Here is a 21,638-nt window from a genome sequence, read left to right as displayed (position 1 = left end):
GGAGGGCCGATTAAACATCACGTTGGGAATTGTGCCAGCACTGGAAAACCCACTTTTCGATCTCTTCGGTGCCGCGGTAGGCCACCTCCCAAGGCGTCTCATGGCTCAAAAAGCCCAGCAGACTGGCGGTGAGGCCGTAAGCGCCCACGTTGGGCACGGCGAGCACATCGCCGACTTCGACCGGGGGCATCTTCTGGCCGCGGGCGAGGCTGTCGAGCGGGCTGCAAAGCGGCCCGACGACATCAGCGACGATTTCGCCCTCTCGTTGGGCCGTCAGATTGATCAAGGTGATCGCGGCACGCGGAATGCGGCCGAGACCGGACATGCCACCGAGGTGGTGGATGCCGGTATCGAGCACGACGAAGGTCTTCGAGCCGGCTTTTTTCACATCGAGCACAGTGGTGAGCAGCATGCCGCTGCTCGCGGAAAGATAGCGTCCGCTCTCAAAGCAAAGCTGGGACTTGCCAAACAAGGGCGAGGCTTTCCAAACAGCCTCCAAAGCCTCGCGCAGCCCCGTCAGATCACTGCCCACGGCATCGCTGGCATAGGGCCAAGGAAAGCCGCCGCCGACGTTCACCACCTCGCATGCAAAGCCGAGCGCGGCCGAAATGCGCACCGCGATGTCGAGGGCGCATTGCGTGTTCTTCGCCAGCGCCTCGACGGAGGCCACTTGCGTGCCGAAATACACATGCACGCCGTTGATCATGAGGTTTGGCAGCCTCAGCCGCTCCGCCGCGCCCTCGGCGAGCAGCAGGGCCTCATCGAAGCCGAACTGGCTCTCCACGCCGCTCATCGCCAGTCGCGCATCGGGTGCCTGCTGCGGGTTCACGCGGAGCATGGCGGTGATCTTCACGCCAGCCTTCGCCGCCATCTGGGAAAGTCGCGCCGCGTCCGTGAAGCTCTCGCAGGAGAAATGTGTGACACCGCTCTCCAACATGCGGGCGATCATCTTCTCCGATTTGCCCGGACCACCAAACACGATGCCATCCGTGAAGCCCGCGTTTTGGGCCGCCCGCAGCTCGCCATCGGAGGTGATCTCCGCCCGCACGCCCTGCTCACGCAGCTCGCGGGCGATGGCGGGCAGCGGGTTGGCCTTGAAGGAGTAGTAAAGCCGCGAGCCCTCCGGCAGTTCGCGTTTCAACGTGACGGCCCGAGCCTTCACGGCATCAAGATCATACGCGAACAGCGGCGAGCCGTGCTTTTCGATCAGTTGATGGGCGAAGGCAGTATTCATGGTCATCTCCTAGATAGCTGTCGATCTTGAACGATCATTCCAAGGACTGCCCGCCAGCAGGACTGGCTCCGAAAAGCGGCAGCAGGCTGCCGCAGTCCAAAGACTTCGTCATTCGAGATTGGGCATTCTTTCGTCATTCGGTATTCGGAATTCGTCATTGCTCCGCCAGGAGTCTCCGGAGGGCTTTTCGATCGACTTTCTGGTTTCCGGTCTTCGGCAGTTCCGGCAGCAAAAACACGCGATTGGGCACTTTGGCAGGTTCGAGTTTCGAACTGAGCGACTGGATGATTTTTGGCTCGTCGAGCGTGGCCTCGGAAACGCTCACAAACAAGCACAGCAGGTCCTTGGCCTCGTCTTTGACGCAGCCGGCGGCCACGATGCCCAGGATGCGGCAGGCCTCCTCCTCGACCTCGGCCGGGCTGAGTCGATGGCCTTTGTGCTTGATGAGGAAATCACTGCGTCCGTGGAAGTGCAGAAAGCCCTCGGCATCGACGCTGCCGTAGTCGCCGCTCACCAAAACACGCGAGTGGCATTCGCCGATGAACTTGTAGCGCTTCGCGGTCTCCTCTGGCGCCCGCCAATAACCGAGGGCGAGATGACGGCCACGCACACACAGCTCGCCCGTTTCACCGGGAGGCAGGCGGTTGCCGTTCGCGTCGATGGCAAAGACCTCCGTGCCATCGAGCGGCCTGCCGACGGACTCGGGCTTTGCCTCCAGTTCCTCCGGCTGGAGGATGGAGACGCGTTTGCACTCGGTGAGGCCATACATGGGGTGCACGCGAGCCTGCGGGAAGAGCTCGCGAAGACTCGCGATGTAGCTTTGCGGCAAATGATCGCCGGTGTTGGTGATGACACGCATCTTCGGCAGCGGCACCGGGCGGTAGCGCTGCATCTTGATGAGTCCGCCAAACAAGGTCGGCACGCCCGGCAGCACGCTGATCTCCTGCGCCGCGAGAATGCGCGGCAGTTCCGGCCCGGCCATTTCCGGCCTGCCGATGAAGACACTGGCCCCGGCGAGGGCCGCGTAGAAGATCTGGTAAAGGCCGTAGTCGAAGCTCAGCGGCAAGAAGATCGCTACCCGGTCCTCCGCCCGGTATTGCAGCCTCGCCTGGATGGCGGCGGAGACGAAGTGGACGTTGTCATGCGTCAAAATCACGCCCCGTGGCGTGCCGGTGGAGCCGGAAGTGAAGACGAGGAAGGCCGGATCAATGTCGAGACCGGGAAAAGGCACGCGTGTTGGCTCGGGCTCGGCGATCAATTCGGCAAAACCATCACCATCCGCCCACACGAGCGGTGTTTGGCCAAACTCGTCCTTCAGCGACGCGGTGGCGGTTTCGAGCAGGCCCAGCTTGGGCTCGGTTTGATCCAAAATGCGGCGCAGGCCCTCGGGCTTCATCTGCGGATGCAGCACCACGGAAATGCCGCCGATCTGCGCCACGGCAAAAAACATCAGCACCGTCTCAAGGCGGTTCTCCGTGACCATCACCACACGATCACCACGACCAACGCCCTGCTGATTCAACCAGCATGCGAGGCTGGCGACACGCCGCCAGGTCTCCGCATAGGTCAGCGACTGCGTGCCATCACGCAGGTAGATGCTCTCCGGCCACTGGCGGGCACCTTCACGCACATAGGCGGCGAGGCACCACGCGGCGTGAGGGCCGTCGAGCTCGGTCGGAGGCAGGGATGAGGTCAAAAAGCGCGTCGTGGACATGCAAACAGCGGAAACGTTAAGAGCCGCTTTCGCAGTGCGCAACCCCGTCGAGCATCTTACCTGCCTACACGAAGCCGGCGCACCGCCTGCAAGCCGCTCACCATTTCCTTCACACGAATCTCCCACGTTCCGGGGTCCTCGTTAGGGGCGGTGTCAAGGTCCCGTTGCATCGTGCCGTTCTCGGCCGCGTAGAAGCCCCTGCCTTCCGTGAGCTTGCTTGTCCTTCGCATCATCATGTCCTTAGCTCGCGGGCAGACGCCAGATTTTGACACTCGCCAGGGTCTTTGGCGAGATCGTAGATTTCCACGTCCCACGTGCCCGGTGCGGAATGTGGAGCTTCCAGCTTTGCCAGCGCATAGCGGGATCGCTTTTCTCGGAGTTTACCTTCCAAAACATCGGCTGCGTGCGCTCATGGATTTTGCTCCAGAAGACTGCGGCGACGTTTCCGCCGTCGAAGTCGGTCGCGTTGAATGGAACGCCCGTGATGGCGCAGAGGGTCGGTAGCCAGTCGGTGCCGCTGAGCACGGATTGGGTGTCCACGCGGCCTGCGGGCACTTTTCGCGGCCAGCGGACGATGAAGGGCACGCGCACCCCGCCTTCGTAATCGCCATGTTTTCCGCCCCGAACGTGCGGACCAGCGTAACCGAGCAGATGATGCGCCAACCGGGCTTTTTTGGCGGCGAGAGGCTTTTTGGCAGCATTTTTCGCGTTTCGCTCACGCAGCACATCCTGCGGCGAGGAGGGGCCTTGGTCGCTGTTGAAGACGACGAGGGTGTTTTCGGTCAGTTTGAGCTCGTCGAGCTTCGCCAGCAGGCGACCGATGTCTTGATCCATGGAAAAAGCCTCGCCGAGGAAGCGCCGCATCGCGTCATCCACATCGCCGCCATGCTTTCGCACGGCGTCCAACTTCTCGCGCTGATAGTCGGAGAAGTCGGCGTCCTTCACTTTCAGGCTGGCGAACTCATCGACGAACTTCTGCGTCGGATCGACCGGATGATGCGTGATGTGGCCCCACACATTCATGCAGAAGGGCACGTCCTTGTGCTTCTCCACGAAGGCGATGGCGTTGTCATACACACGCGTGTCCTTGCCGCCATCGACGGGCTTTGGAGCCGCGTTTTCCTCGTCGGAACCGATCACATCAATGCCATACGTTCCCGGCGTCATGCTCGGTCCGATGTGCCATTTGCCGAAGTGGCCCGTGGCATAGCCTGCCTTCTTCATCAGCTCCGTCACCGTCACGCGATCCCCAAAGCCAAAGCTGGCGGGATACTTCGCAAAGGTCGCCGGACGCTTGCCCGTCATGAGGCCCGTGCGTGCCGGGCAGCAGGTCACGCCCGTGGCATAGAACTGCGTGAAGCGCGTGCCTTCCCGCGCGAGGCGGTCGATGTTCGGCGTCTTCGCATAGGGATGTCCGTAACATGCCGGATCACCCCAGCCGTAGTCGTCCGCGAGGATGAAGATGATGTTCGGCCGCGATCCCGCATGGAGCGAGCTGGCGAGCCAAAGCGAGAGAAGGCAAAGCAGGCGATTCATGGCCGCTGTGAACACGAAAACCGCGAGCGGCTTTCGCTGATTGCCTTCTTGGACAGGCGCTTGACGCGGGTATGGCCCCGTGACGAATCTCCCGCCCATGCGCCTCCTCCTGAGCCTCTTCCTCATCACCTCCGCCTTCGCTGAAATCACGCCAGCCGAACGCGAGCTGATGAGCCAGCTCGGCCCCGGCACGCCCGAACCCATCCCGCTTTGGCCCGGCAAGCCGCCGCAGTTCCTCGAAAACGCCGCGCCGGAGGTCATCAAGGACAACCAGACCATCCAAAGCGTCTCGGTGCCCACCATCACGCCCTACCTGCCGCCGAAGGACATCCGCACCGGCATGGCCCTCGTCGTGTGTGCCGGTGGCGGCTATGGCGGGCACGCGTGGAAGACGCATGTCGTGTATGCCGCGCAAGTCTTCAATCCGATGGGCGTGGCCGTCATCGGTCTCAAATACCGCACGCGGCCGCCGCACATTCTGCCCCACGAAGGTATCCAGGCGCTTACCTTGCTCGATGCGAAACGTGCCATGCGCCTCGTGCGGCATCGCGCTGCTGAATGGGGCATCGATCCGGCGAAAATCGGCGTCGCAGGCTATTCCGCCGGTGCGAATCTCGCGATGAATCTCGCCGCGAACTTCGATCTCGGCGATCCGCAGGCCACCGATCCCATCGAGCGCCTCAGCAGCCGTCCTGACTTCGCTGTCGGCCTCGGGACTTGGCATTGGCGGAAGCCGGAGAACCCCTTCGTCTTCAAAGCGAACTCACCGCCCGTTTTTCTCGTCCACGCCACCACCGACAAGCCCGTCGAGATCGCCACCAACATCATCGCCGACCTGAAAAAGCTCGGCGTCCCCGCCCGCCTCGATCTCCACGAAGAAGGCGGCCACGGCGTCGGCAACCTCATCCCCACCCGAGTGAAACACAACTTCCCCGGTGCCCAGTGGCCCAAGGTGCTCGTCGAGTGGCTGGGGACGCTCGAAGGGAAGAAGTAGCGTTGCAGCGGCCTGAATCACGGGCCGACCTGTCAAAGAAAGCTGACTTTCTTTAGGTGTCGCTCGCGAGGTGTTAAGTTTTCGCCGATTCCTTTACATGTGAGGGGCCGGCTCGACCATTCGCAGGTGCCGACCTCTCACCAAAGCAGCTTCACGCCATACGCCGCAAACTCGGAGTCACACGAGACCAAGGTCAAATCTTCCACTAAGGCCTGGGCGATCACCAGTCGATCAAACGGATCGTTGTGATGAAAAGGCAGCCGCCGGTGCTCGTGGAGATGAGGGACGAGAATGGGCAGGATCAGGATGTTGGAGGCATCCAAACGGTCGGGAAAGAGCTGGTCGAAGGGGAGTGGCAAACTGAGTTTGCCCAGCGAGTCCTTGATCCCGATCTCCCACAATGTGGCGGGACTCACGAAGATCGTGTTCGCTGCGTCCTGGATGCAGGCCAAAGCTTTCGCACTGAGCTGGCTGCTGCCAGCCAGAAACCACAGCAGCGCATGAGCATCCAACAGCACCTTCATGGACGATAATCGGCAAAGGCTTCGAGCGGCGCGTCAAAATCATCGGCAAGCTTGATGCCGGGCACCGAGCCAAACCCTGGGCGTGTCGTTGGGGTCCCTTGCGATTCGTCCTTCGCCTTCGACTTGAGAAAGTGAAGGTAATGCAACACCTCGCGCAGCAGCGGTTCCGGCTGCTGAGAGACTTCGGAGATGAGGAGTTGCTGGATCGACATGCCTTAGTTTTACCTCATCCCAAGCTGCCTGCCAAGCTCGTGTTCAGGCCCCAGGCCTCGCCGGAAAGCCCATGAACCCGGATTCGACAGAAGAGCCGAGTGAAACGAGACAACCGGAGCGAAGCGTAGATAGCCCCACCAATCACGCTCTCAAACTGCTGGGGCAAACCGCCAAAGCCTGCCCGAAGGGGAGTGAAGCGTATCAATGGGGACAGGAGAATTGATTCGCCGGATTCTTTTGTCCCCATTCTTCTGTCGATGCTGCTGAGCTTGCTTCCTGAGTGGCTCGACCCTTCCGAGGTGCGTCAGGAGGTCTGAGCCTGGCGCAAGAGGCTTCCCAGGGGGACGCTTGTGACATTTTTCCTCGCGGTGAGTATCACTGGCCTCGGATAGATTTTCGAGCATTCGTGGTCGACGACGCATGAAACTCACACCTGCATATCAAGCTATCTCAAAAGCATTAGATCGCGACAAACGACTCTCTCACAGCAGCCCTGGCCGAGGCATTTTTGTATTTGTTCAGGAGGAAGTTGGTTTTCATGATCTGTTGATCACCGGCTACCCAATCGACTCCATGCTTGGCCCCGTGATACCAAGGCTGAATATCGACAAATCATGGGCGATGAGACGCCTGCCGCTTTCGGCAGCCAAGCGATGGAAACTCAAAACTGGCGTTGAAAAGCTCTACACTCAGCTTGGCCTGGAGATCACGGTTTTGGAGAGTGAACTGGCAATATTGGCTGATTCCGTGCCAGCGATTCTTCGACATATTGAGAATGGATACAGAAATGGATTCGAGGACTTGCTCCCGTTTCAAACGCATCAAACCACCTCAACAAACATCTGGTCTGTCGATGCTCGTGAACTTGCTAACAGGGTCTATCTGCAACGTCAGAAGAAATAGGAGTCGTATTCTCTGGGGCAAGGCCGCGAAGACCCACCCATCTGCCCACGTTTCATGTCCTCACATGAAACTCCTCCTCGCGCTCGTCCTCTCCCTCACCGCCGCCGCAGCAGCAGACCTGACCTTGATCGACGCGGGGAAATCGGACTACCAGATCGTTTTGCCGGATGCGCTGCCTTCACCGGCGTTGGACGAAAGTCTCGTGCAGACGGCTCGATTGCTCCAAACGGCGTTTTTGGCGAACAAGGCGGAGATTGCCGTCGTGCGTGAGAAGGAGCGGGATGGGTCCAAACCGGCGTTGATGCTCGGGAACACGGTTTTGGCGCAGAAGAACGGCCTCGACGTGACGAAGCTGCGGGATTGGAGCTATGTGCAGCGGGTGGTGGGGCGGGATGTGATCCTCGCGGGGAATGACCAGGCCTCGAAGGCGAAGGTGGAGAATGCGCGGAGGCCGAACTGGGATCGCGTGGGCACGGCGAAGGCGGCGGTGGACTTTGCGCGGGAGTTTCTCGGCGTGCGCTTCCTGTATCCCGACCTGCCGGGCTACACGCCGGTGAGCGGCGCGGCGAAGATCGACCTCATGGCGTCGCCAGCCATCGAGTTCCTGCCGATGAAGACGATCACGGTGCCGGACACGCTGAACGTGACGAAGACGCCGCTGCTGCGCGTGAACTCGGCGCATCCGGCGGGCGGCTCGTTTTACGATCTCGCGCACAATCGCTTCCCGCGGGTGGATGAGCAGTTCGGCGGGCACACGTGGGAGCGGGCGGTGCCGGCGGAGTTGTTTGCGGAGCATCCCGAATACTTCGCGCTGATCAGCGGCTCGCGTTTGAAGCCGGAGGGCAACGGGCAGTATTGCCTGTCGAATCCCGACGTGCAGGAACGCATCTACCGCGACCTCGTTTCGCACCTGGAGCGCGGCTTTGACAGCGTGGATCTCGGCCAGCCGGATGGCTTCCGCGAGTGCCAGTGCGAGAAGTGCGAGGCGCTCTACGGCACGAGCAAGGACTGGTCGGAGAAGATCTGGATCTTCAACCGCGAGGTGGCGCAGCGCGTGGAGAAATCGCATCCCGGCGGGCAGATCACGATGATGAGCTACATCCTCACCGCGCAGCCGCCGAAGACGTTTAACCAATTTCCCGCGAACACCTGCATCATGCTCACCGGCACGAACGAGGAGGACATCGCCCCGTGGCGCGGCATCGAGGTGCCGCGCGGCTTCACCGGCTACGTTTACAATTGGTGCCCGAACCTCGGCACGCGCTACACGCCGATGCGCACGCCGGGCTACATCGAGCTGCAGGTGCAAAGGCTCGCCGCCGCGCGCATCCAGTCGCTGTATCGCGACGGCCCCGGCCAGCTCTTTGGCCTGGAGGGGCCGGTGTATTACACCATGGGCCGCATGTTTGATGATCCGGCGAACAACCACGCCAAGGACCTCATCCCCGAGTTCTGCGAGGGCGCATTCCCGGACAAGAGCATCACCTTCTACATGCGGGCCTTTTACGACGAGCTGTATCACGCCATCGCGCTCTACTCCGACCACATCGGCACGCGGAATGACGTGTGGACCTACAAACCGCTGCCCACGGATGCTCGCGGACGCAAAACCGTGCAGGACCCGTTTCAGCTCATCGCCTTCCTCTACACGCCGCGCGTGCTCGCCGCGATGGAGGGCCACCTCGCGCAGTCGGAGCAGCTCGCCCGCACGCCGAAGATCAAAACACGCCTCGCACTCGTCCGCGCCGAGTTTGATTACCTGAAGCACTTCGCAAAGGTCGTGCACCTCCATCAGGCCTGGCAGATGGCACCGGATCAGCCGTCGCTGCATCGCCTGCTCGACGCCATCGACGTGCGAAACGCCTACATCGCCACGCTTTACGCCAAAGGGCATCAAAAGGAGTGGAACCACGTCCTCTTCCCCTTTCCCGGTCACGACGCGAAGCACCTGCAACTCGCCTACGACGGCTATCAGGAGCCGTATGCGAGCACTTGCTTCAATTGGAACACGAAAGCCATGCGCCACGCTCCGCCGCCCGGTCTCAAAAAGCTCACCATCGCCAAAACGACCGCCAAACTCACGCTCGACAGCCCCGAGTGGCAAACCGCCACCGCGCACGAACTCACGCTCCTCCCGCCGCTGCACACGCTGCCGCGCCCGACGACAATCCGCCTCCTCTACGACGAAAACGCCCTCCACCTCCGCGCCGAAGCCACGCTCGGCGATGAAACCAAGTTCACCGCCTTCAACCGCGACCGCGTCCTCACCCATCAAGAAGCCATCGACCTCTACCTCGCCCCGAACCCCGCCCAACCACTCTTCTACCGCTTCACTCAAGGCGCCAACGCCGCTAGCCGATACGACGCCCTCAACGGCCGCATCACCGACGTCATGGACCCCCGCCACGGCAAAGACGACCCCACCTGGAATGGAGATTGGCACAGCGAAACCCGCGTCGATGCGAAAACGAAGCGTTGGCACGCTTATCTCGTCATCCCCTTCAAAACCCTCGGCGTCGAAGCCCCAACCAAAGGCATCACTTGGAAAGCCAACTTCGGCCGCAATCATGTCTTGCCACGCGAGCAGGTGGATCGCGCCATTTGGTCGTCATCGCTCACCAGCACCCGCATGGACGACACCACCGTGATGGGCGAGATCGTGTTTGAGTAGCGGCAGGAGAGAAAGGACTCATGCGGTGGTTCGTTTGCTTGCCACCACCATGAACATCCACTCTCTCCGCTTCCTCGCCGTCCTCGCCGCCACACTCATCGCGCCTGCTTTGGCAAACGCTGAGATCGCCGTGAAGAGCGGCAAGAAGATCGCCTTCCTCGGCGATTCGATCACGCAGGGCGGGTGGGGCAATCCGGCGGGTTATGTGAAGCTCGTGATTGCAGGCCTGGAGGCGAACGGCATCAAAGCGGAGCCGGTGCCGGCCGGGATCAGCGGGCACAAGTCAGATCAGATGCTGGCGCGGCTCGACAAAGATGTGCTGAGCAAGAAGCCGCAGTGGATGACACTGAGCTGCGGCGTGAACGACGTGTGGCACGGCCCGCGTGGCGTGCCGCTCGATGACGCGATGGCCAAAGCAGGCACCTACGACGACAAGGTGGCCACCCGCGGCACTTACAAGAAGAACATCACCGCCATCATCGACCAGGCGACTGCCGCGGGCGTGAAGCCGGTGATGCTGACGGCGACGGTGATTCATGAAAACCTCGCCAGCAAAGAAAACGGCCTGCTCGCGCCCTACAACGACTTCCTCCGCCAGCTCGCGAAGGAGAAGAACCTGCCGATGGCCGATCTGTTCTCGATGTTTGCCGAGCGAATCAAGGCGGAGAACAAACCGAATGTCAAAGTGCTGACCAGCGACGGCGTGCACATGAATACCGAAGGCAACAAGCTCATGGCCACCGGCGTGCTGAAGGCTTTCGGCCTGAATGATGCCGAACTGGTGAAGGCGAAGGCCGCTTGGGCACCGCTTGAAGCGCAAGCCGAGGAGTATGCGAAAAAGCAGGCTGAAGCCCGCGCCAAAGCTGCTGCCGAGAAAGCCAAAGCTGCAGCGAAGGGCAAGTGAGCGTTGCGATATGCCTTTGATGAAAGCACTTGCCACCTCTCTTGCGCTGCTCGGCTTCTCGATCGGAGTTGTCTGGCACGCCTTTGCCGCTGAACCGGTTCCGGACAAGCTCGTAGTATTGACGTTTGACGACTCGGTAGCGAGTCAGGCTACCTTTGTCGCCCCGCTGCTGAAGAAGCATGGCTTTGGCGCGACGTTCTTTATCACGGAGGGCTTCGAGTTCCTCGTGGACAAGCAAAACTACATGACCTGGGAGCAGATTCAGGCGCTGCACGAACAGGGTTTCGAAATCGGCAACCACACGCGGAAGCACGCGGGCGTGAACAAGCAGAAACCGGAGCAACTGGCCGCGGACGTGGAGTTCATCGAGCAGCAGTGCGAAAAGGCCGGCATTCCGCGTCCGGTGAGCTTCTGCTACCCCGGCTACGCGACGAGCAAGGCGGCGGCGAAGATATTGAAGGAGCGCGGCTATCAATTTGCAAGAGCGGGAGGCGCGAAGGCCTTTGATCCGGCCACAGACGATCCTTTGCTCATGCCGCAGGCCTTTGACGGCAAGCCGGACAGCACGCTGGAGCAGTTCAAGGCCGCGGTGGCGCAAGCAAAGGACGGTAAGGTCGCCGTGATGACGTTTCACGGCGTGCCGGACATCAAGCATCCCTGGGTGAACACCGATCCAGTGAAGTTCGAGGCCTACATGCAGCATCTCAAGGACGAGGGCTGCACGGTGGTACCCATGCGGGACCTTGCGAAGTATGCGGGGAAGAAGTGAGTGGGGAGCTCACGTATTGAGAGGCACCATGAAGTCTCTCCTAGCCCTCCTCCTGCTTGGCACCTCCGCTTTCGCCCAACTGGTCATCCAGCGCGACATCCGCTATCTCGATGATGGTCATGCGCGACACGTTCTCGACATTTATGCGCCCAAGGACGCGAAGAACCTGCCGGTGGTCTTCTGGATGCACGGTGGCGGATGGCAGGCGGGGGACAAATCCAGCGTGCAGACGAAGCCGAAGTGGTTCGTGGAGCAAGGCTTCGTCTTTGTCTCGACGAACTACCGCCTGCTGCCTGAGGTGGACATGGGCACGCTCATCCGCGATTGCGCCAAGTCCTTCGGCTGGGTGCAAAAACACATCGCAGAGCATGGCGGCGATCCGAAACGCGTCCTTGTTGGTGGTCACAGCGCCGGCGCGCAGCTCGCGGCCATTCTTTGCACCGATGATCGCTACCTGAAGGAAGTCGGCGCGGATTTCTCCAGCCTCATCGGCTGTGTGCCGGTCGATGGCGACACCTACAACGTTCCGGCCATTATCGAAGTCGCGGAGACGCGTGCGCGTGCGCATGGCTTTCCGCTGCCGACGTTCGGCCATCGTCTGAAATTTGGGAACGATCCCGCGCTGCACAAAGACTTCTCCGCCGTTACCCATGTGGCGAAGGGCAAGGGCATCCCGCCGTTCCTGATCTTGTATGTGTCCCATCATCCGGACAACACGGCCCAGGCCCGGCACTTCGGCGACAAACTGAAGGCAGCCGAAGTGCCCGTGACGCTCTTCGGCGCGAGGGACACGGAGCACGTGAAGCTCAACAGCGACCTCGGGCTCGCCAGCGATCCAGCCACAAAGGCACTTGAAACGTTCGTGGTGTCGATCCTGAAGAAGTGATGTGCGTCACTTCGCCTTCGGCAACAGCTTGGCCACCTCGGCGGCGACTTGCGCACCTTGGGCAGCCTTGCCTTCCGGTTTGTAGTGCAGACCATCCGAGCACCATTCGGGATGCGGCAGCGTGAGCGCATATAGATCGTCCACGGGAATGCATTCCTTCTTCATGAGCTCGGTGGCGATGCGATTGCGCTCGGTCACGTTGGCGTTGTTGGGGGCGAGTTGCTCGAACTTGCCGTTCACATGCGATGGCGTGCAGGTGGCCCAGATGAGCTTCGCCTTTGGCGCGAGCTGGCGGATGTGCGCGAGCATTTGCGGCAGAAACTCGGCGTATTCCTTCTCACTCACTGCGCCGATGCCGTGCAGGCTGTTGTTGAAGTGAATCACGTCAAAGCTCTCCGCACCAAGCACGGCGCTGAGTTCCGCATGCAGCACGGGATCGCCCACGCAGCGCGAGGTGGCGAGGCGTGCGACATAGGCTTTGCCAGCGAGCGCCTTCTCCACGTCGGGGCCGTAGCCCTGTGTCACGGAGTCACCGATGAGCAAAACGCGCGGCAGACCGTGCTTGTTGGCGTTCGGCATCCAGATGTTGCACCACTCGGTGCCTTCGCGCGGCACGACGCGGTCGGAGGCGGCATTGAGCGTGGTGAGCACGAGGAGGAGAAAGACATGTTTCATAAATCAAAAACCCGGTATGACCCTGGCGTGAGCATTCTTGCTCAAGAGGCGTTCACGCAAGCATGATTTCACGACGCAAAATATGGTCTTGATTCGTGATCGGAGGATCGCTCATGCTGTGGACATGATCTTCCGGCCTTTTCTCTGCTGTCTCGCCTTTGCCGCCATGCTTCATGCCGAGGACAAGCGGCCGAACATCCTGTGGCTGATCGCCGAGGATTTCGGACCGCATCTTGGATGCTATGGCACAAAGGAGGTGTCCACTCCGGTGCTGGACGGCATGGCGGCAAAGGGCATGCGCTTTACGCGATTCTACACCACGGCACCGGTGTGCTCGCCGAGCCGGTCGGCTTTCAATACAGGGATGTATCAGACGACGATAGGCGCGCACAACCACCGCTCGCACCGCGATGACGGTTACACACTACCGGAGGGGGTGAAACTGATCAGCGAGCGCATGCGCGAGTCGGGTTACTTCACGGCCAATGTGAAGGAATTGCCACAGGAGGCGGGATTCAAGGGCTCTGCAAAAACGGATTGGAATTTTCAGCCACCGATAAAAGCGTTCGACTCGGCGAACTGGGATGATTTGAGATCACACCAGCCGTTTTACGCGCAGATCAATTTCCAGGAGACACACCGCACCTTTCACGGCGAGGCGCATGCCGATCCGGCAAAGGTGGAGGTCCCGCCGTATTACCCGGACCATGAGGTGACGCGGCAAGACTGGGCGCAGTATCTCGACGCGGCGACGGCGCTGGACAAAAAAATCGGCAAGATCATGGAGTTGCTAAGACGCGACGGCCTGCTGGAGAACACGGTGATCTGCTTCTTCGGCGACAACGGGCAGGCTCACGTGCGCGGGAAGCAGTTTTGCTATGAAGAGGGATTGAACGTGCCGCTGATCCTGAAGTGGCCGTCGGGATTCGCGGCTCCGGCGGGCTATGAAGCGGGGAAGGCGAGCGACCGTCTGCTGATGAGCATCGATTTAACCGCCACTTCCCTGTCATGGGCCGGAATCGCGAAGCCGGAAGGCATGCAAGGACAGATTTTCATGGGCGAAAAGGCGGAGCCGGCGCGGGAATACGTGTTCGGCGCGCGAGATCGCTGCGACATGACGGTGTTCCGTTTCCGCACCGTGCGGGACGCGCGCTACCGCTACATCCGCAACTTCACGCCGGATCGTCCCTTTCTTCAATTCAACGCCTACAAGGAGAAGCAGTATCCGGTGTGGAACCTGATCAAGGAACTGGCCGCACAGGACAAGCTGACGCCGGAGCAAGCAGTGCTGGCCGCGCCGACGATGCCAGAGGAGGAACTCTACGATCTACAGAACGATCCGTTCGAGATTCACAACCTTGCAAAGTCGAACAAGCTGGAGGATCGCGCGGCGCTGGAGCGGCTGAGCAGCGTTTTGAAGACGTGGATCGAGCAGACGAACGATCAAGGCCGCATTCCGGAGTCGGAGGAGGTGGCGAAAAACGAAGGCAGCACGAAAGGGGCGCCGCCTGAGAAGAAAGGGAAGGGAAAGAAGAAGGCGAAGTGAGGCGACGGAAACACTAACAAGAGGAAGAAGACAAAGAACTTAGCGAGACAGCGCGAGAACCCCCTGGATTCGGCCGGGCTCCGTCGTTTTCGAGCGTCGTCAGGTCTGTGAGAAGCCCCAGACGGCTGGAGCCCTACAGTGCTCCGCTTTGCTCGCTGCCGGAGGTGATGCGGCGGTATTCAAAAAGTGAGGAAAGATGGATGCCGCGGTTCTCGGCTCCAACCGCGTCGAACGCGAGGCTTCCGGGTAGCTCCTGGAGCTGCTGAGGCACCTGAAAGGAGATGGCTTTGGAGAATCCCGGAGCGACAAAGGCGACCAGAATCAAAGTTCTCCCGGCGAGAGAATCTCATGCTTCAGTCCGAGCTCTTGAAGGCCCTTTGTGAGCTGGGCGAGGCTCCAGCCGCGCGGGAAGGTTCCTTTGGCACCTTTTTTCAGCTCGGCGAAGTTCACGATCAGCTCGCCCGCGTGCTCGTCCAAGACAACGAGTTCGATGGACGGCTTCCATTTCTCGAAGAGCGCCTTCACCTTGGCCGCGTGCCGGGAGAAGCCGGGCACGCGCACTTTCATCGTGGCGATGTAGGGCGTGCCATGGAGACCAGGAGCCTCGCGCACGGCCTGAGCGATCTGGTGCTCGCTGACTGCCTTGGGATCGTAGCAGACGCTGGCGTAGCCTTCGAGCCCTTGCAGCACCTCGACCTCGACGATGCCGGGTGTTTGCGACAACTGATGCTGCACCATGTAAACGCAACTCCCGCATTCGAGACCCGAGACAACGAAGACCGTCTTTGCGGGCGCGGGCTTTTCCTCGGCGTGCAGCACGAAAGACAGGAGAAAGGCAAGGGGCGCAGAGAACCTCATTTCGCCCGTTTGGTGAAGGTTTTGCTGTCGAGCACGCGGCCGTCATCGAGGGCCTTCAGCTCGGATTTGAGTGTCCCCGCCTCGCGGTCGAGGGTGAGGAGCTGGTAGCTCGCGGCTTTGTCGGAGAAGGCCGCCTGCGGATCGTGCCCAAAGGTGCCGTTGCCGCGCACGGAGCTGTTGTAGTAGGTCACGCCATCCACCTCGGTGCGTTCGGCATGGTAGCATTCTCCGGAGATGGCGAGCGTGCCTTTACCAATCACACGCTTCCATCCACCCTCGGCGTGGCGACGCACGGTGCCGCCCGTTTCACCAAACATGGTCACGACGAACCCGGCCTTCGTGCCATTCATCGTCTCTTCGAACCATTTGAACTGCTCGGAGTCCTTGTCGAAGGCGTGGCAGGCCTGGTTTGGCTTACCGAAGTCGCCCGTGTGGCTCATGTCCACGCTGATGAGCCTCAAATCGAAGTCCGGGATGTCCCAGGCCCAAATCCACTCCTTGCCCGGCAGCGCGAAAAACTTCCGGTAGCCCGTGGCCTCGATGTCATAGCCCGGCTCCTCCATACTGAGGCCATTCGGGCGGATTTTGCGATCCAGATTTCCCAACGAGACCATCAGCGGCGTGCTTCGGAAAAGCTCCGCCTGTGTATCGATGGCTGTGCTGTGAGACTTCGTGGCCTCCTTGTCCGCCTGCGTGGCAAATTGATACTGCATGGCCGTGTCACCCGCCGAGATGAGCAGATGCGGTTCGTCCTTTTTGATCGCGGTGAAGTTCAGTTTCGCATCCGCACGGATGTTCGCGACCACGGCGATGCGCAGCAGCTTCGACGAATAGCCTTTGAAGGTGTGGATGTCCGAAGCCTGATCGCCGCTTTTCACGCGGTAGTGATAAACGACATCCTTTTGAGCCAGCGGGATCTCCACATGATGCAGCGTGCGGCTGCCATCCACTTTCACACTTTCACCAAGCTGCGGCGAAGTCCCAAACTCGACCATCGAGTCACCCGGGGCCGTCGTCTCCCATGAGATGACGATCTTCGAGTTGTCCGGTGACTGATGCGTCATCCAGATGCGCTCGACCTTGGCAATCGCAACGCTGCTCCAAAGAGCCAGCAAGAGGGTGATGAGGGCGTTTTTCATGGCTTGCGGTGCAACCATACGCCTCTCGCGTCCCGGTTCTTGAGCGTCACTTGGAAGTCGTGGCCTTCAAAGCCGCTTTGTAGAAGCTCCAGTTGAGCTCACCAAGGGTGTCGAGGACGAGATTGGGGTTGTGGGGGATGTTCGGGAGCTGGCGGTAGGTGTGGGGAATCTTGAGGGCGTCGAGATGCTGCTTGAACTCGCGATTGAAGCCGAGGGTCTCATCGCGATCGCCGATGATTTGGCGGATGAGGAGGCCGGAGCGGATTTTTTCGGCGTTTTGCTCGGCAATGAGCCACGGGCTCTGGGCGCGGTAGTAGGCCATGTCGCCGCCAAACACGGTGCTGAGGACTTGATCACGACCACGTGGACCCGCGCGAGGCGCCTCATTGAAATCCGGCTGCAACGGACCGGCACCGAGCAGCGAGACGGCGGCGAAAAGCTGCGGGTATTTGAAGCCCAATCGTGCTGCACCATAGCCGCCCATGCTGAAACCCTCGATGATGCGGCCATCGCGTTTGGCCAGCGTGCGGAAATGCTGGTCGATGTGCGGGATGAGTTCCTCAATGATCATCGTCTCGAGCTTCACCGAGCCGTCTTTCCAATCACACCACATGCCCATCGGCAGCCCGTTGGGGAAGACCATGATCATTGGCGGGATTTTACCAGCCCGCATGGCTTCGCCGTAGCGCTGCGCCACCTGCGCGGCAGAGCCGGGCGAACTGCCACCGCTGCCATGCAGCCAGTAAAGCACGGGGAAACGTTGTTCCTTGTTCGTGTCGTAGCTCTCCGGCGTGAAGATGTAGCAACTCACCGGCTGCGCGGCGGCTTTGCTGTTGAACAGCACACGTTCAAGACGCGGCACATTGGCCTCCGGGAGCACCCAGACATGATTCTGCTGGGCTTGCAGAGTGGAGAAACTGATGAGCAGGCAAAACAAGACGGCTTTCATGCGGTTCTGTGAAACGCGGCAGCCCGTCAAAGGTCGCGAACCTCACTTCAGCTTTGCGAACAGTTCCTCCAAGCCAGCGAGGATCTTGGACGATGCATCGACTTCGAGGCAACTGGAACGCGCACGCCACGTTTCGTAGCCGCCAAGGGCGTGATGCTCAGGCGTGGGCAGGTAGCCGTGGTAGGCGTTGGCGAGCGAGACGGTGAAAGTGGGCGAATGGCGCTTTTTGAGCTCGAGGCCGATTTCGACGAAGACCTCAGCGGGAATCGCGGAGACATGCAAATCGCCGATTTTCATGATTTGCAGCGGCGCGGACACTTTCGCGGGAAAATCGGCCAGCAGCACGGTTTCGCGCGCATACACCTGCTCCATCGTCTCCATGCGCGGGAAGAGCTTCGATTGCTTCGTGACCTCGCGAGCCTTTTCCACCTCGTCTTTGCTCGGAATGCGCAATCCGAGTTCGATTTCCTTCTGGGCAACGCTCAGCGGCACTGAGTCGGCATGCTTCAAGGTCTTGACCGCGGCTGCGACAGCTTGCGCGACATCGTTCGCGACGATCTGGATGCGGCCATACGGCGGTTGTTTCTCCTGACCGCCGCGGAAGTCGATGTTGTTGATGTCGCCGCTGGTGCCGTTCGACATGATGCCGACGAACTCCGGGCCCGCTCCGAGCAACTGACCGATCTTCACCGCGAACGCGCCGAAGTAGTCCGCCGAGATGTGACCAGGGCCGACACCGCCAACGTAGTGCAGCGAGTAGTTCGCCAGCAAAGCGATGGGTTTTCCGTCCGTGCTTTGCACGCTGATGAAGCCGACTTCGGGATCGGTTGGTCCCGCGGGTTCGACGAGGCCGGGATTGTTGATGCCGGGATTCGTCTTCACCTGATCGGTGGTGATGCCGAGCGGTGTCGGCGGGATGGTGCCGGGCTTCATCTTCCAGCGGCGATTGAAGACCTGATGCGGCACCGAGGCGCTGCCGTGGCCGATTTTGGCCGGAGCAAGGTTGTTCAAGGCGCAGCGCACGCCATCGGCGATGCGCCGGGCCACGAAGCGCTGATACATCGGGCTCGGCTCGCTCTGGCCGACGGCTTGCAGCGTGCCGCAGGAGTGTGAGTGCGTGGCGGACATCATCATGTTCTCCACCGGCAGGCCGGTGGCCTCGTTCACCATCTTCTTCGCCTCGTCAAAGATGCCGCGACCGATCACACAACTGTCCGCGACGACGAAAATGAGCTTCGTCTTGCCATCGTCGAGTGCCAAACAGCGAGCATGGAGTTCGTCGTGGATGAAAAGGGCCTTTCCATCCTGAAATCCGCCATTGATCGAGCTGCCGAGCTCTGGCGTGATGTTGCTGGTGGCGGCACCAGCGCGGAATTCGGCGGCTTGGAGCGAGACCGAGAAGAGCAGTGCGGCGATGAAGCGGAGTTTCATGCGAGTCTTACGGCACGAAACGTGTGAACTTGATCAAATCAGCTCGCGGATGGGCAGTGCGCCGTTTTCGACGAGGTAATGCGGACGGCCTTTGGTGTCGGTGACGGTGGTAGTGGCCACGTCGATGCCGAGATTACGATACAGCGTGGCAAAGACCTCTGCGAAGGTGACAGGACGGCTATCGGCCTCTCCACCAAGACGATCTGTCGAGCCGATGACCTGCCCCATCGGCATGCCACCTCCGGCGAGAAGCGCCATGGCCACACGCGGCCAGTGATCGCGGCCGACCTGCTTGCTGATGATCGGCGTGCGGCCGAATTCGCCCCACACGAGCACGGTGACGTCTTTGTCGAGGCCGCGCTGATGCAGATCCTCGACGAGCGCGGTGATGCCTTTGTCAAAGATGGGGAAGTCTTCGCGCTCACGGGAGAAAATGTCGTTATTCGGCCCACCGTGCCAGTCCCACTTGCTGTAGTTGACCGTGACAACACGCGCACCAGCCTCCACGAGCCGGCGTGCGGTGAGGAAGCTCTGCGGCACGCGCGGCGCGCCGTTTTCGTCAATGCGCTTCACGGTGTCACCCGTGCCGTAGCGCTCGACGAGGCGCGGATCTTCTTTGGAAAGGTCGAGCGCGTCGGCCAGCTTCGACGAGGTGAGCACGCCCATGGCCTGCTGCGTGAAGGTGTCCATCGCGTCCATCTTTCCGCTTGCATCGACATCGCGGCGGAAGTTGTCAAAGCTCGTCAGCAGCTTCGCGCGATCGGAGAGGCGGTCGTAGGTGATGCCTTGCAAGGTAAGGTCACCACGACTCGGCCCCGTGTGGCGGAAGGCGTCGTTCGCCGATCCAAGCATGCCGGGGCCGGGCTCGTTGTAAGGACCATGCGTGCATTCGTAGCACATGCTGACGAAAGGAGGCACGGCGGGATCAAAAGCGCCCTTCAGCTTGCCGACCACACTGCCGAACTGAGGCCAGCCACCCGGTGGGACGGTGCCCGTGCGGTTCGGAAAACCGGTGTAGCACTGGATCGCATCGTGACCGGCCTGCGCGCCGACGAGCGAGCGAATGATGGTGAACTTGTCCATCATCTTAGCCATCCGCGGGAAGAGTTCGCAGATCTGAATGCCATCCACATTCGTGCCGATGGGCTTGTGCGGCCCGGCGATTTCGCGCGGGGCGTCCGGCTTCAAATCAAACATATCCTGATGCGGCGGACCGCCGACGAGATAGATCAGGATGACCGACTTGTGCGAGTTGCGGATGCCCGCCTGATTCTCCAGCGCCAGCAGCTTTGGCAAAGAGAGGCCGAGGGAAGCCAGGCCGCCGACTTTGATGAAGTTTCGACGCGACACACCATCACAGAAGGCGCTGCGTTTTTCGGCGGGAGCGAGAATCTTAAGCATGGCAGGTGCGGCGATGGACGCCGGACAAGTATGGAACTCGCGTCCGCTTTCTTTCGGCCGCTATGAAAGGTCCTCCGCCTTTGTGACGGGCGCCCACCAGATGACGATCAAGCCGAGGGCGTAGATCGAAGCGCAGATCGTGCCGACGCGCGGATAATCGCCGCCGAGGGCGGTGAAAAGAAATCCTGCGGCCAGAACGCCAAACGCTGTGGCAAAGCGGCCCGAATTATAAGCGAGGCCGCTGCCGGTGGCGCGCACCCGAGTGGGAAACAGTTCCGGCAGATACAAGGCAAGCCAGCCGAAGAACAGCGTGGCGACGAAGCCCTGCGCGAACACGATGACGTGAAACGCGGCCTGCAACGGCGCGGTGAGCTGGAACATCGTCATCGTGATCGTGACGGTGGCGAGGCTGATGAGCGCGTAGCTGAGGCGGCGTCCGAGCCAGCTCGCGAGCTGCGCACCAGCAAAGCTGCCGAGTGTTGCCCCCAGCGCCCACCAGCCCTGCGTGGCGGCTTTGTAGCCGACGTTCGTCTCTCCGGCGACTTTGTCAGCCCACGGAATCATCCACTTGCTGGCCGACCACGCGCCAATCATCGGAATGGAACTGATGAGGATGCCGATGATGGTGAAACGGATGAGCGAAGGCTGAAACAGTTCGCGCAGTGGAGCGACTTTTTGTGTCACGCCACGATTGGCGAGCCATTTCGGCGATTCTGGCAGCGCGATGAGCACGAAGACGCCGAGCAACGCGGGAGCTCCCGCAAATTGAAACAACCAGCGCCACGAGTCCGGCGTGATGGGCCATGCGCGTGCGAGTTGGGAGAGGAGAAGGATGCCCGCATTGAGTCCGGCCATCATCGCGCCGGAAACGAGCGGGCGTGATGCCCCGGACCAGCATTCCGAGACCAGCGCGATGCCATTCGGCCACAAGCCGCCGACTCCAAGACCGACGAGGAAGCGCAACGCGAGCATTTGCTCCTGCGTCTGCGCATATGCGCCGAGCGCGGCGAAGATCGAGTAAAACAGAATGCACACGCCCATCGCCCTTGTGCGGCCGATGCGATCGCCAAGATTTCCGAGCGCGATGCCGCCCATGGCCGCGCCGAGCATCAAAGCTGCTGTGAAACGCGCAAACCACTCGCCGCCGAGTTCCGACGTGAAACCGGCTCCGAGCAGGCTTTTCGACACGGAAAGCGATGCGATAGGCATGAGGCCGAGTTCGACGCCGTCGAACAAGAGGGCGAGGAAGCAGGTGATGAGCACGAGGAGGCGTTGAGAGCGAGACACGGAT

20 protein-coding genes are annotated in these 21,638 nt (G+C 60.9%); 7 read left to right on the top strand and 13 right to left on the bottom strand.

Features of this window, described 5'->3' with window-relative positions; all coding sequences use genetic code 11:
• Positions 1-10: 10 nt before the first annotated feature.
• The 3 genes from ACILSE_RS19190 to ACILSE_RS19180 form a co-directional block, all read right to left on the bottom strand.
• The gene (locus ACILSE_RS19190) at positions 11-1,234 is read right to left on the bottom strand and encodes a type III PLP-dependent enzyme (RefSeq protein WP_395719048.1); all 1,224 of its coding nucleotides are present in this window, start codon (positions 1,232-1,234) and stop codon (positions 11-13) included.
• A 154-nt stretch (positions 1,235-1,388) separates the two neighbouring features.
• On the bottom strand, positions 1,389-2,948 hold the full coding sequence (locus tag ACILSE_RS19185; protein ID WP_395719047.1) for a class I adenylate-forming enzyme family protein: 1,560 nt from the start codon (positions 2,946-2,948) through the stop codon (positions 1,389-1,391).
• Between the two features lie 240 nt (positions 2,949-3,188).
• Positions 3,189-4,484, bottom strand: coding sequence for a sulfatase (locus ACILSE_RS19180; RefSeq protein WP_395719046.1), 1,296 nt, complete (start codon positions 4,482-4,484; stop codon positions 3,189-3,191).
• A gap of 97 nt (positions 4,485-4,581) precedes the next feature.
• On the opposite strand from ACILSE_RS19180, the gene ACILSE_RS19175 reads away from it, so the two are divergent.
• The gene (locus ACILSE_RS19175; protein WP_395719045.1) at positions 4,582-5,478 is read left to right on the top strand and encodes an alpha/beta hydrolase; all 897 of its coding nucleotides are present in this window, start codon (positions 4,582-4,584) and stop codon (positions 5,476-5,478) included.
• A gap of 137 nt (positions 5,479-5,615) precedes the next feature.
• On the opposite strand, the gene ACILSE_RS19170 is transcribed toward ACILSE_RS19175, so the two are convergent.
• Entirely contained in the window at positions 5,616-6,002 is a 387-nt protein-coding gene (locus ACILSE_RS19170) for a type II toxin-antitoxin system VapC family toxin (protein WP_395719044.1), read from the bottom strand.
• Positions 5,999-6,214: a DUF2281 domain-containing protein gene (locus ACILSE_RS19165; protein ID WP_395719043.1), complete on the bottom strand. Its 216-nt coding sequence runs from the start codon at positions 6,212-6,214 to the stop codon at positions 5,999-6,001. Before ACILSE_RS19165 ends, ACILSE_RS19170 begins: the two co-directional genes overlap by 4 nt.
• Positions 6,215-6,635: 421 nt before the next feature.
• Between ACILSE_RS19165 and ACILSE_RS19160 the strand changes: the two genes are divergently transcribed.
• The 5 genes from ACILSE_RS19160 (at position 6,636) to ACILSE_RS19140 (ending at position 12,348) form a co-directional block, all read left to right on the top strand.
• Positions 6,636-7,118: a hypothetical protein gene (locus ACILSE_RS19160; protein WP_395719042.1), complete on the top strand. Its 483-nt coding sequence runs from the start codon at positions 6,636-6,638 to the stop codon at positions 7,116-7,118.
• Between the two features lie 64 nt (positions 7,119-7,182).
• Entirely contained in the window at positions 7,183-9,789 is a 2,607-nt protein-coding gene (locus ACILSE_RS19155; protein WP_395719041.1) for a DUF4838 domain-containing protein, read from the top strand.
• A 49-nt stretch (positions 9,790-9,838) separates the two neighbouring features.
• Entirely contained in the window at positions 9,839-10,693 is an 855-nt protein-coding gene (locus ACILSE_RS19150) for an SGNH/GDSL hydrolase family protein (protein ID WP_395719040.1), read from the top strand.
• A gap of 19 nt (positions 10,694-10,712) precedes the next feature.
• Positions 10,713-11,462: a polysaccharide deacetylase family protein gene (locus tag ACILSE_RS19145; RefSeq protein WP_395719039.1), complete on the top strand. Its 750-nt coding sequence runs from the start codon at positions 10,713-10,715 to the stop codon at positions 11,460-11,462.
• A 28-nt stretch (positions 11,463-11,490) separates the two neighbouring features.
• On the top strand, positions 11,491-12,348 hold the full coding sequence (locus ACILSE_RS19140; RefSeq protein ID WP_395719038.1) for an alpha/beta hydrolase: 858 nt from the start codon (positions 11,491-11,493) through the stop codon (positions 12,346-12,348).
• A 6-nt stretch (positions 12,349-12,354) separates the two neighbouring features.
• Here ACILSE_RS19140 and ACILSE_RS19135 read toward each other — a convergent pair whose 3' ends face one another.
• Positions 12,355-13,023 (bottom strand): SGNH/GDSL hydrolase family protein, encoded by a 669-nt coding sequence (locus ACILSE_RS19135; RefSeq protein WP_395719037.1) that lies wholly within the window; start codon positions 13,021-13,023, stop codon positions 12,355-12,357.
• Positions 13,024-13,147: 124 nt separating this feature from the next.
• Between ACILSE_RS19135 and ACILSE_RS19130 the strand changes: the two genes are divergently transcribed.
• On the top strand, positions 13,148-14,569 hold the full coding sequence (locus ACILSE_RS19130) for a sulfatase (protein ID WP_395719036.1): 1,422 nt from the start codon (positions 13,148-13,150) through the stop codon (positions 14,567-14,569).
• A 133-nt stretch (positions 14,570-14,702) separates the two neighbouring features.
• Here ACILSE_RS19130 and ACILSE_RS19125 read toward each other — a convergent pair whose 3' ends face one another.
• From ACILSE_RS19125 to ACILSE_RS19095, 7 genes are read right to left on the bottom strand one after another with little or no spacing between them, the layout of a single operon-like run.
• Entirely contained in the window at positions 14,703-14,840 is a 138-nt protein-coding gene (locus ACILSE_RS19125) for a hypothetical protein (RefSeq protein WP_395719035.1), read from the bottom strand.
• Between the two features lie 50 nt (positions 14,841-14,890).
• Positions 14,891-15,427 (bottom strand): heavy-metal-associated domain-containing protein, encoded by a 537-nt coding sequence (locus ACILSE_RS19120; protein WP_395719034.1) that lies wholly within the window; start codon positions 15,425-15,427, stop codon positions 14,891-14,893.
• Positions 15,424-16,566, bottom strand: coding sequence for a hypothetical protein (locus tag ACILSE_RS19115; RefSeq protein ID WP_395719033.1), 1,143 nt, complete (start codon positions 16,564-16,566; stop codon positions 15,424-15,426). Before ACILSE_RS19115 ends, ACILSE_RS19120 begins: the two co-directional genes overlap by 4 nt.
• Before the next feature lie 46 nt (positions 16,567-16,612).
• Positions 16,613-17,515: an alpha/beta hydrolase gene (locus tag ACILSE_RS19110; RefSeq protein ID WP_395719032.1), complete on the bottom strand. Its 903-nt coding sequence runs from the start codon at positions 17,513-17,515 to the stop codon at positions 16,613-16,615.
• 42 nt (positions 17,516-17,557) lie between these two features.
• Positions 17,558-18,946: a hypothetical protein gene (locus ACILSE_RS19105; RefSeq protein WP_395719031.1), complete on the bottom strand. Its 1,389-nt coding sequence runs from the start codon at positions 18,944-18,946 to the stop codon at positions 17,558-17,560.
• A 33-nt stretch (positions 18,947-18,979) separates the two neighbouring features.
• Entirely contained in the window at positions 18,980-20,347 is a 1,368-nt protein-coding gene (locus ACILSE_RS19100; RefSeq protein ID WP_395719030.1) for a DUF1501 domain-containing protein, read from the bottom strand.
• A 60-nt stretch (positions 20,348-20,407) separates the two neighbouring features.
• Positions 20,408-21,634 carry an MFS transporter gene (locus ACILSE_RS19095; protein ID WP_395719029.1) on the bottom strand — a complete coding sequence of 409 codons (1,227 nt, stop codon included), beginning with the start codon at positions 21,632-21,634 and terminating at the stop codon, positions 20,408-20,410.
• Positions 21,635-21,638 lie beyond the last annotated feature (4 nt).

This window comes from Prosthecobacter sp. (genome assembly GCF_044236155.1).
Taxonomy (GTDB): domain Bacteria; phylum Verrucomicrobiota; class Verrucomicrobiia; order Verrucomicrobiales; family Verrucomicrobiaceae; genus Prosthecobacter.
The sequence above is the reverse complement of the archived record's forward strand: the minus strand, read 5'-3'. Positions and strand labels throughout refer to the sequence as shown.

What these genes read in the sequence shown, in the direction of transcription:
- ACILSE_RS19190 (WP_395719048.1), bottom strand. Translation starts at nt 1,234, where the DNA reads ATGAATACTGCCTTCGCCCATCAACTGATCGAAAAGCACGGCTCGCCG.
- ACILSE_RS19185 (WP_395719047.1), bottom strand. Translation starts at nt 2,948, where the DNA reads ATGTCCACGACGCGCTTTTTGACCTCATCCCTGCCTCCGACCGAGCTC.
- ACILSE_RS19180 (WP_395719046.1), bottom strand. Translation starts at nt 4,484, where the DNA reads ATGAATCGCCTGCTTTGCCTTCTCTCGCTTTGGCTCGCCAGCTCGCTC.
- ACILSE_RS19175 (WP_395719045.1), top strand. Translation starts at nt 4,582, where the DNA reads ATGCGCCTCCTCCTGAGCCTCTTCCTCATCACCTCCGCCTTCGCTGAA.
- ACILSE_RS19170 (WP_395719044.1), bottom strand. Translation starts at nt 6,002, where the DNA reads ATGAAGGTGCTGTTGGATGCTCATGCGCTGCTGTGGTTTCTGGCTGGC.
- ACILSE_RS19165 (WP_395719043.1), bottom strand. Translation starts at nt 6,214, where the DNA reads ATGTCGATCCAGCAACTCCTCATCTCCGAAGTCTCTCAGCAGCCGGAA.
- ACILSE_RS19160 (WP_395719042.1), top strand. Translation starts at nt 6,636, where the DNA reads ATGAAACTCACACCTGCATATCAAGCTATCTCAAAAGCATTAGATCGC.
- ACILSE_RS19155 (WP_395719041.1), top strand. Translation starts at nt 7,183, where the DNA reads ATGAAACTCCTCCTCGCGCTCGTCCTCTCCCTCACCGCCGCCGCAGCA.
- ACILSE_RS19150 (WP_395719040.1), top strand. Translation starts at nt 9,839, where the DNA reads ATGAACATCCACTCTCTCCGCTTCCTCGCCGTCCTCGCCGCCACACTC.
- ACILSE_RS19145 (WP_395719039.1), top strand. Translation starts at nt 10,713, where the DNA reads ATGAAAGCACTTGCCACCTCTCTTGCGCTGCTCGGCTTCTCGATCGGA.
- ACILSE_RS19140 (WP_395719038.1), top strand. Translation starts at nt 11,491, where the DNA reads ATGAAGTCTCTCCTAGCCCTCCTCCTGCTTGGCACCTCCGCTTTCGCC.
- ACILSE_RS19135 (WP_395719037.1), bottom strand. Translation starts at nt 13,023, where the DNA reads ATGAAACATGTCTTTCTCCTCCTCGTGCTCACCACGCTCAATGCCGCC.
- ACILSE_RS19130 (WP_395719036.1), top strand. Translation starts at nt 13,148, where the DNA reads ATGATCTTCCGGCCTTTTCTCTGCTGTCTCGCCTTTGCCGCCATGCTT.
- ACILSE_RS19120 (WP_395719034.1), bottom strand. Translation starts at nt 15,427, where the DNA reads ATGAGGTTCTCTGCGCCCCTTGCCTTTCTCCTGTCTTTCGTGCTGCAC.
- ACILSE_RS19115 (WP_395719033.1), bottom strand. Translation starts at nt 16,566, where the DNA reads ATGAAAAACGCCCTCATCACCCTCTTGCTGGCTCTTTGGAGCAGCGTT.
- ACILSE_RS19110 (WP_395719032.1), bottom strand. Translation starts at nt 17,515, where the DNA reads ATGAAAGCCGTCTTGTTTTGCCTGCTCATCAGTTTCTCCACTCTGCAA.
- ACILSE_RS19105 (WP_395719031.1), bottom strand. Translation starts at nt 18,946, where the DNA reads ATGAAACTCCGCTTCATCGCCGCACTGCTCTTCTCGGTCTCGCTCCAA.
- ACILSE_RS19100 (WP_395719030.1), bottom strand. Translation starts at nt 20,347, where the DNA reads ATGCTTAAGATTCTCGCTCCCGCCGAAAAACGCAGCGCCTTCTGTGAT.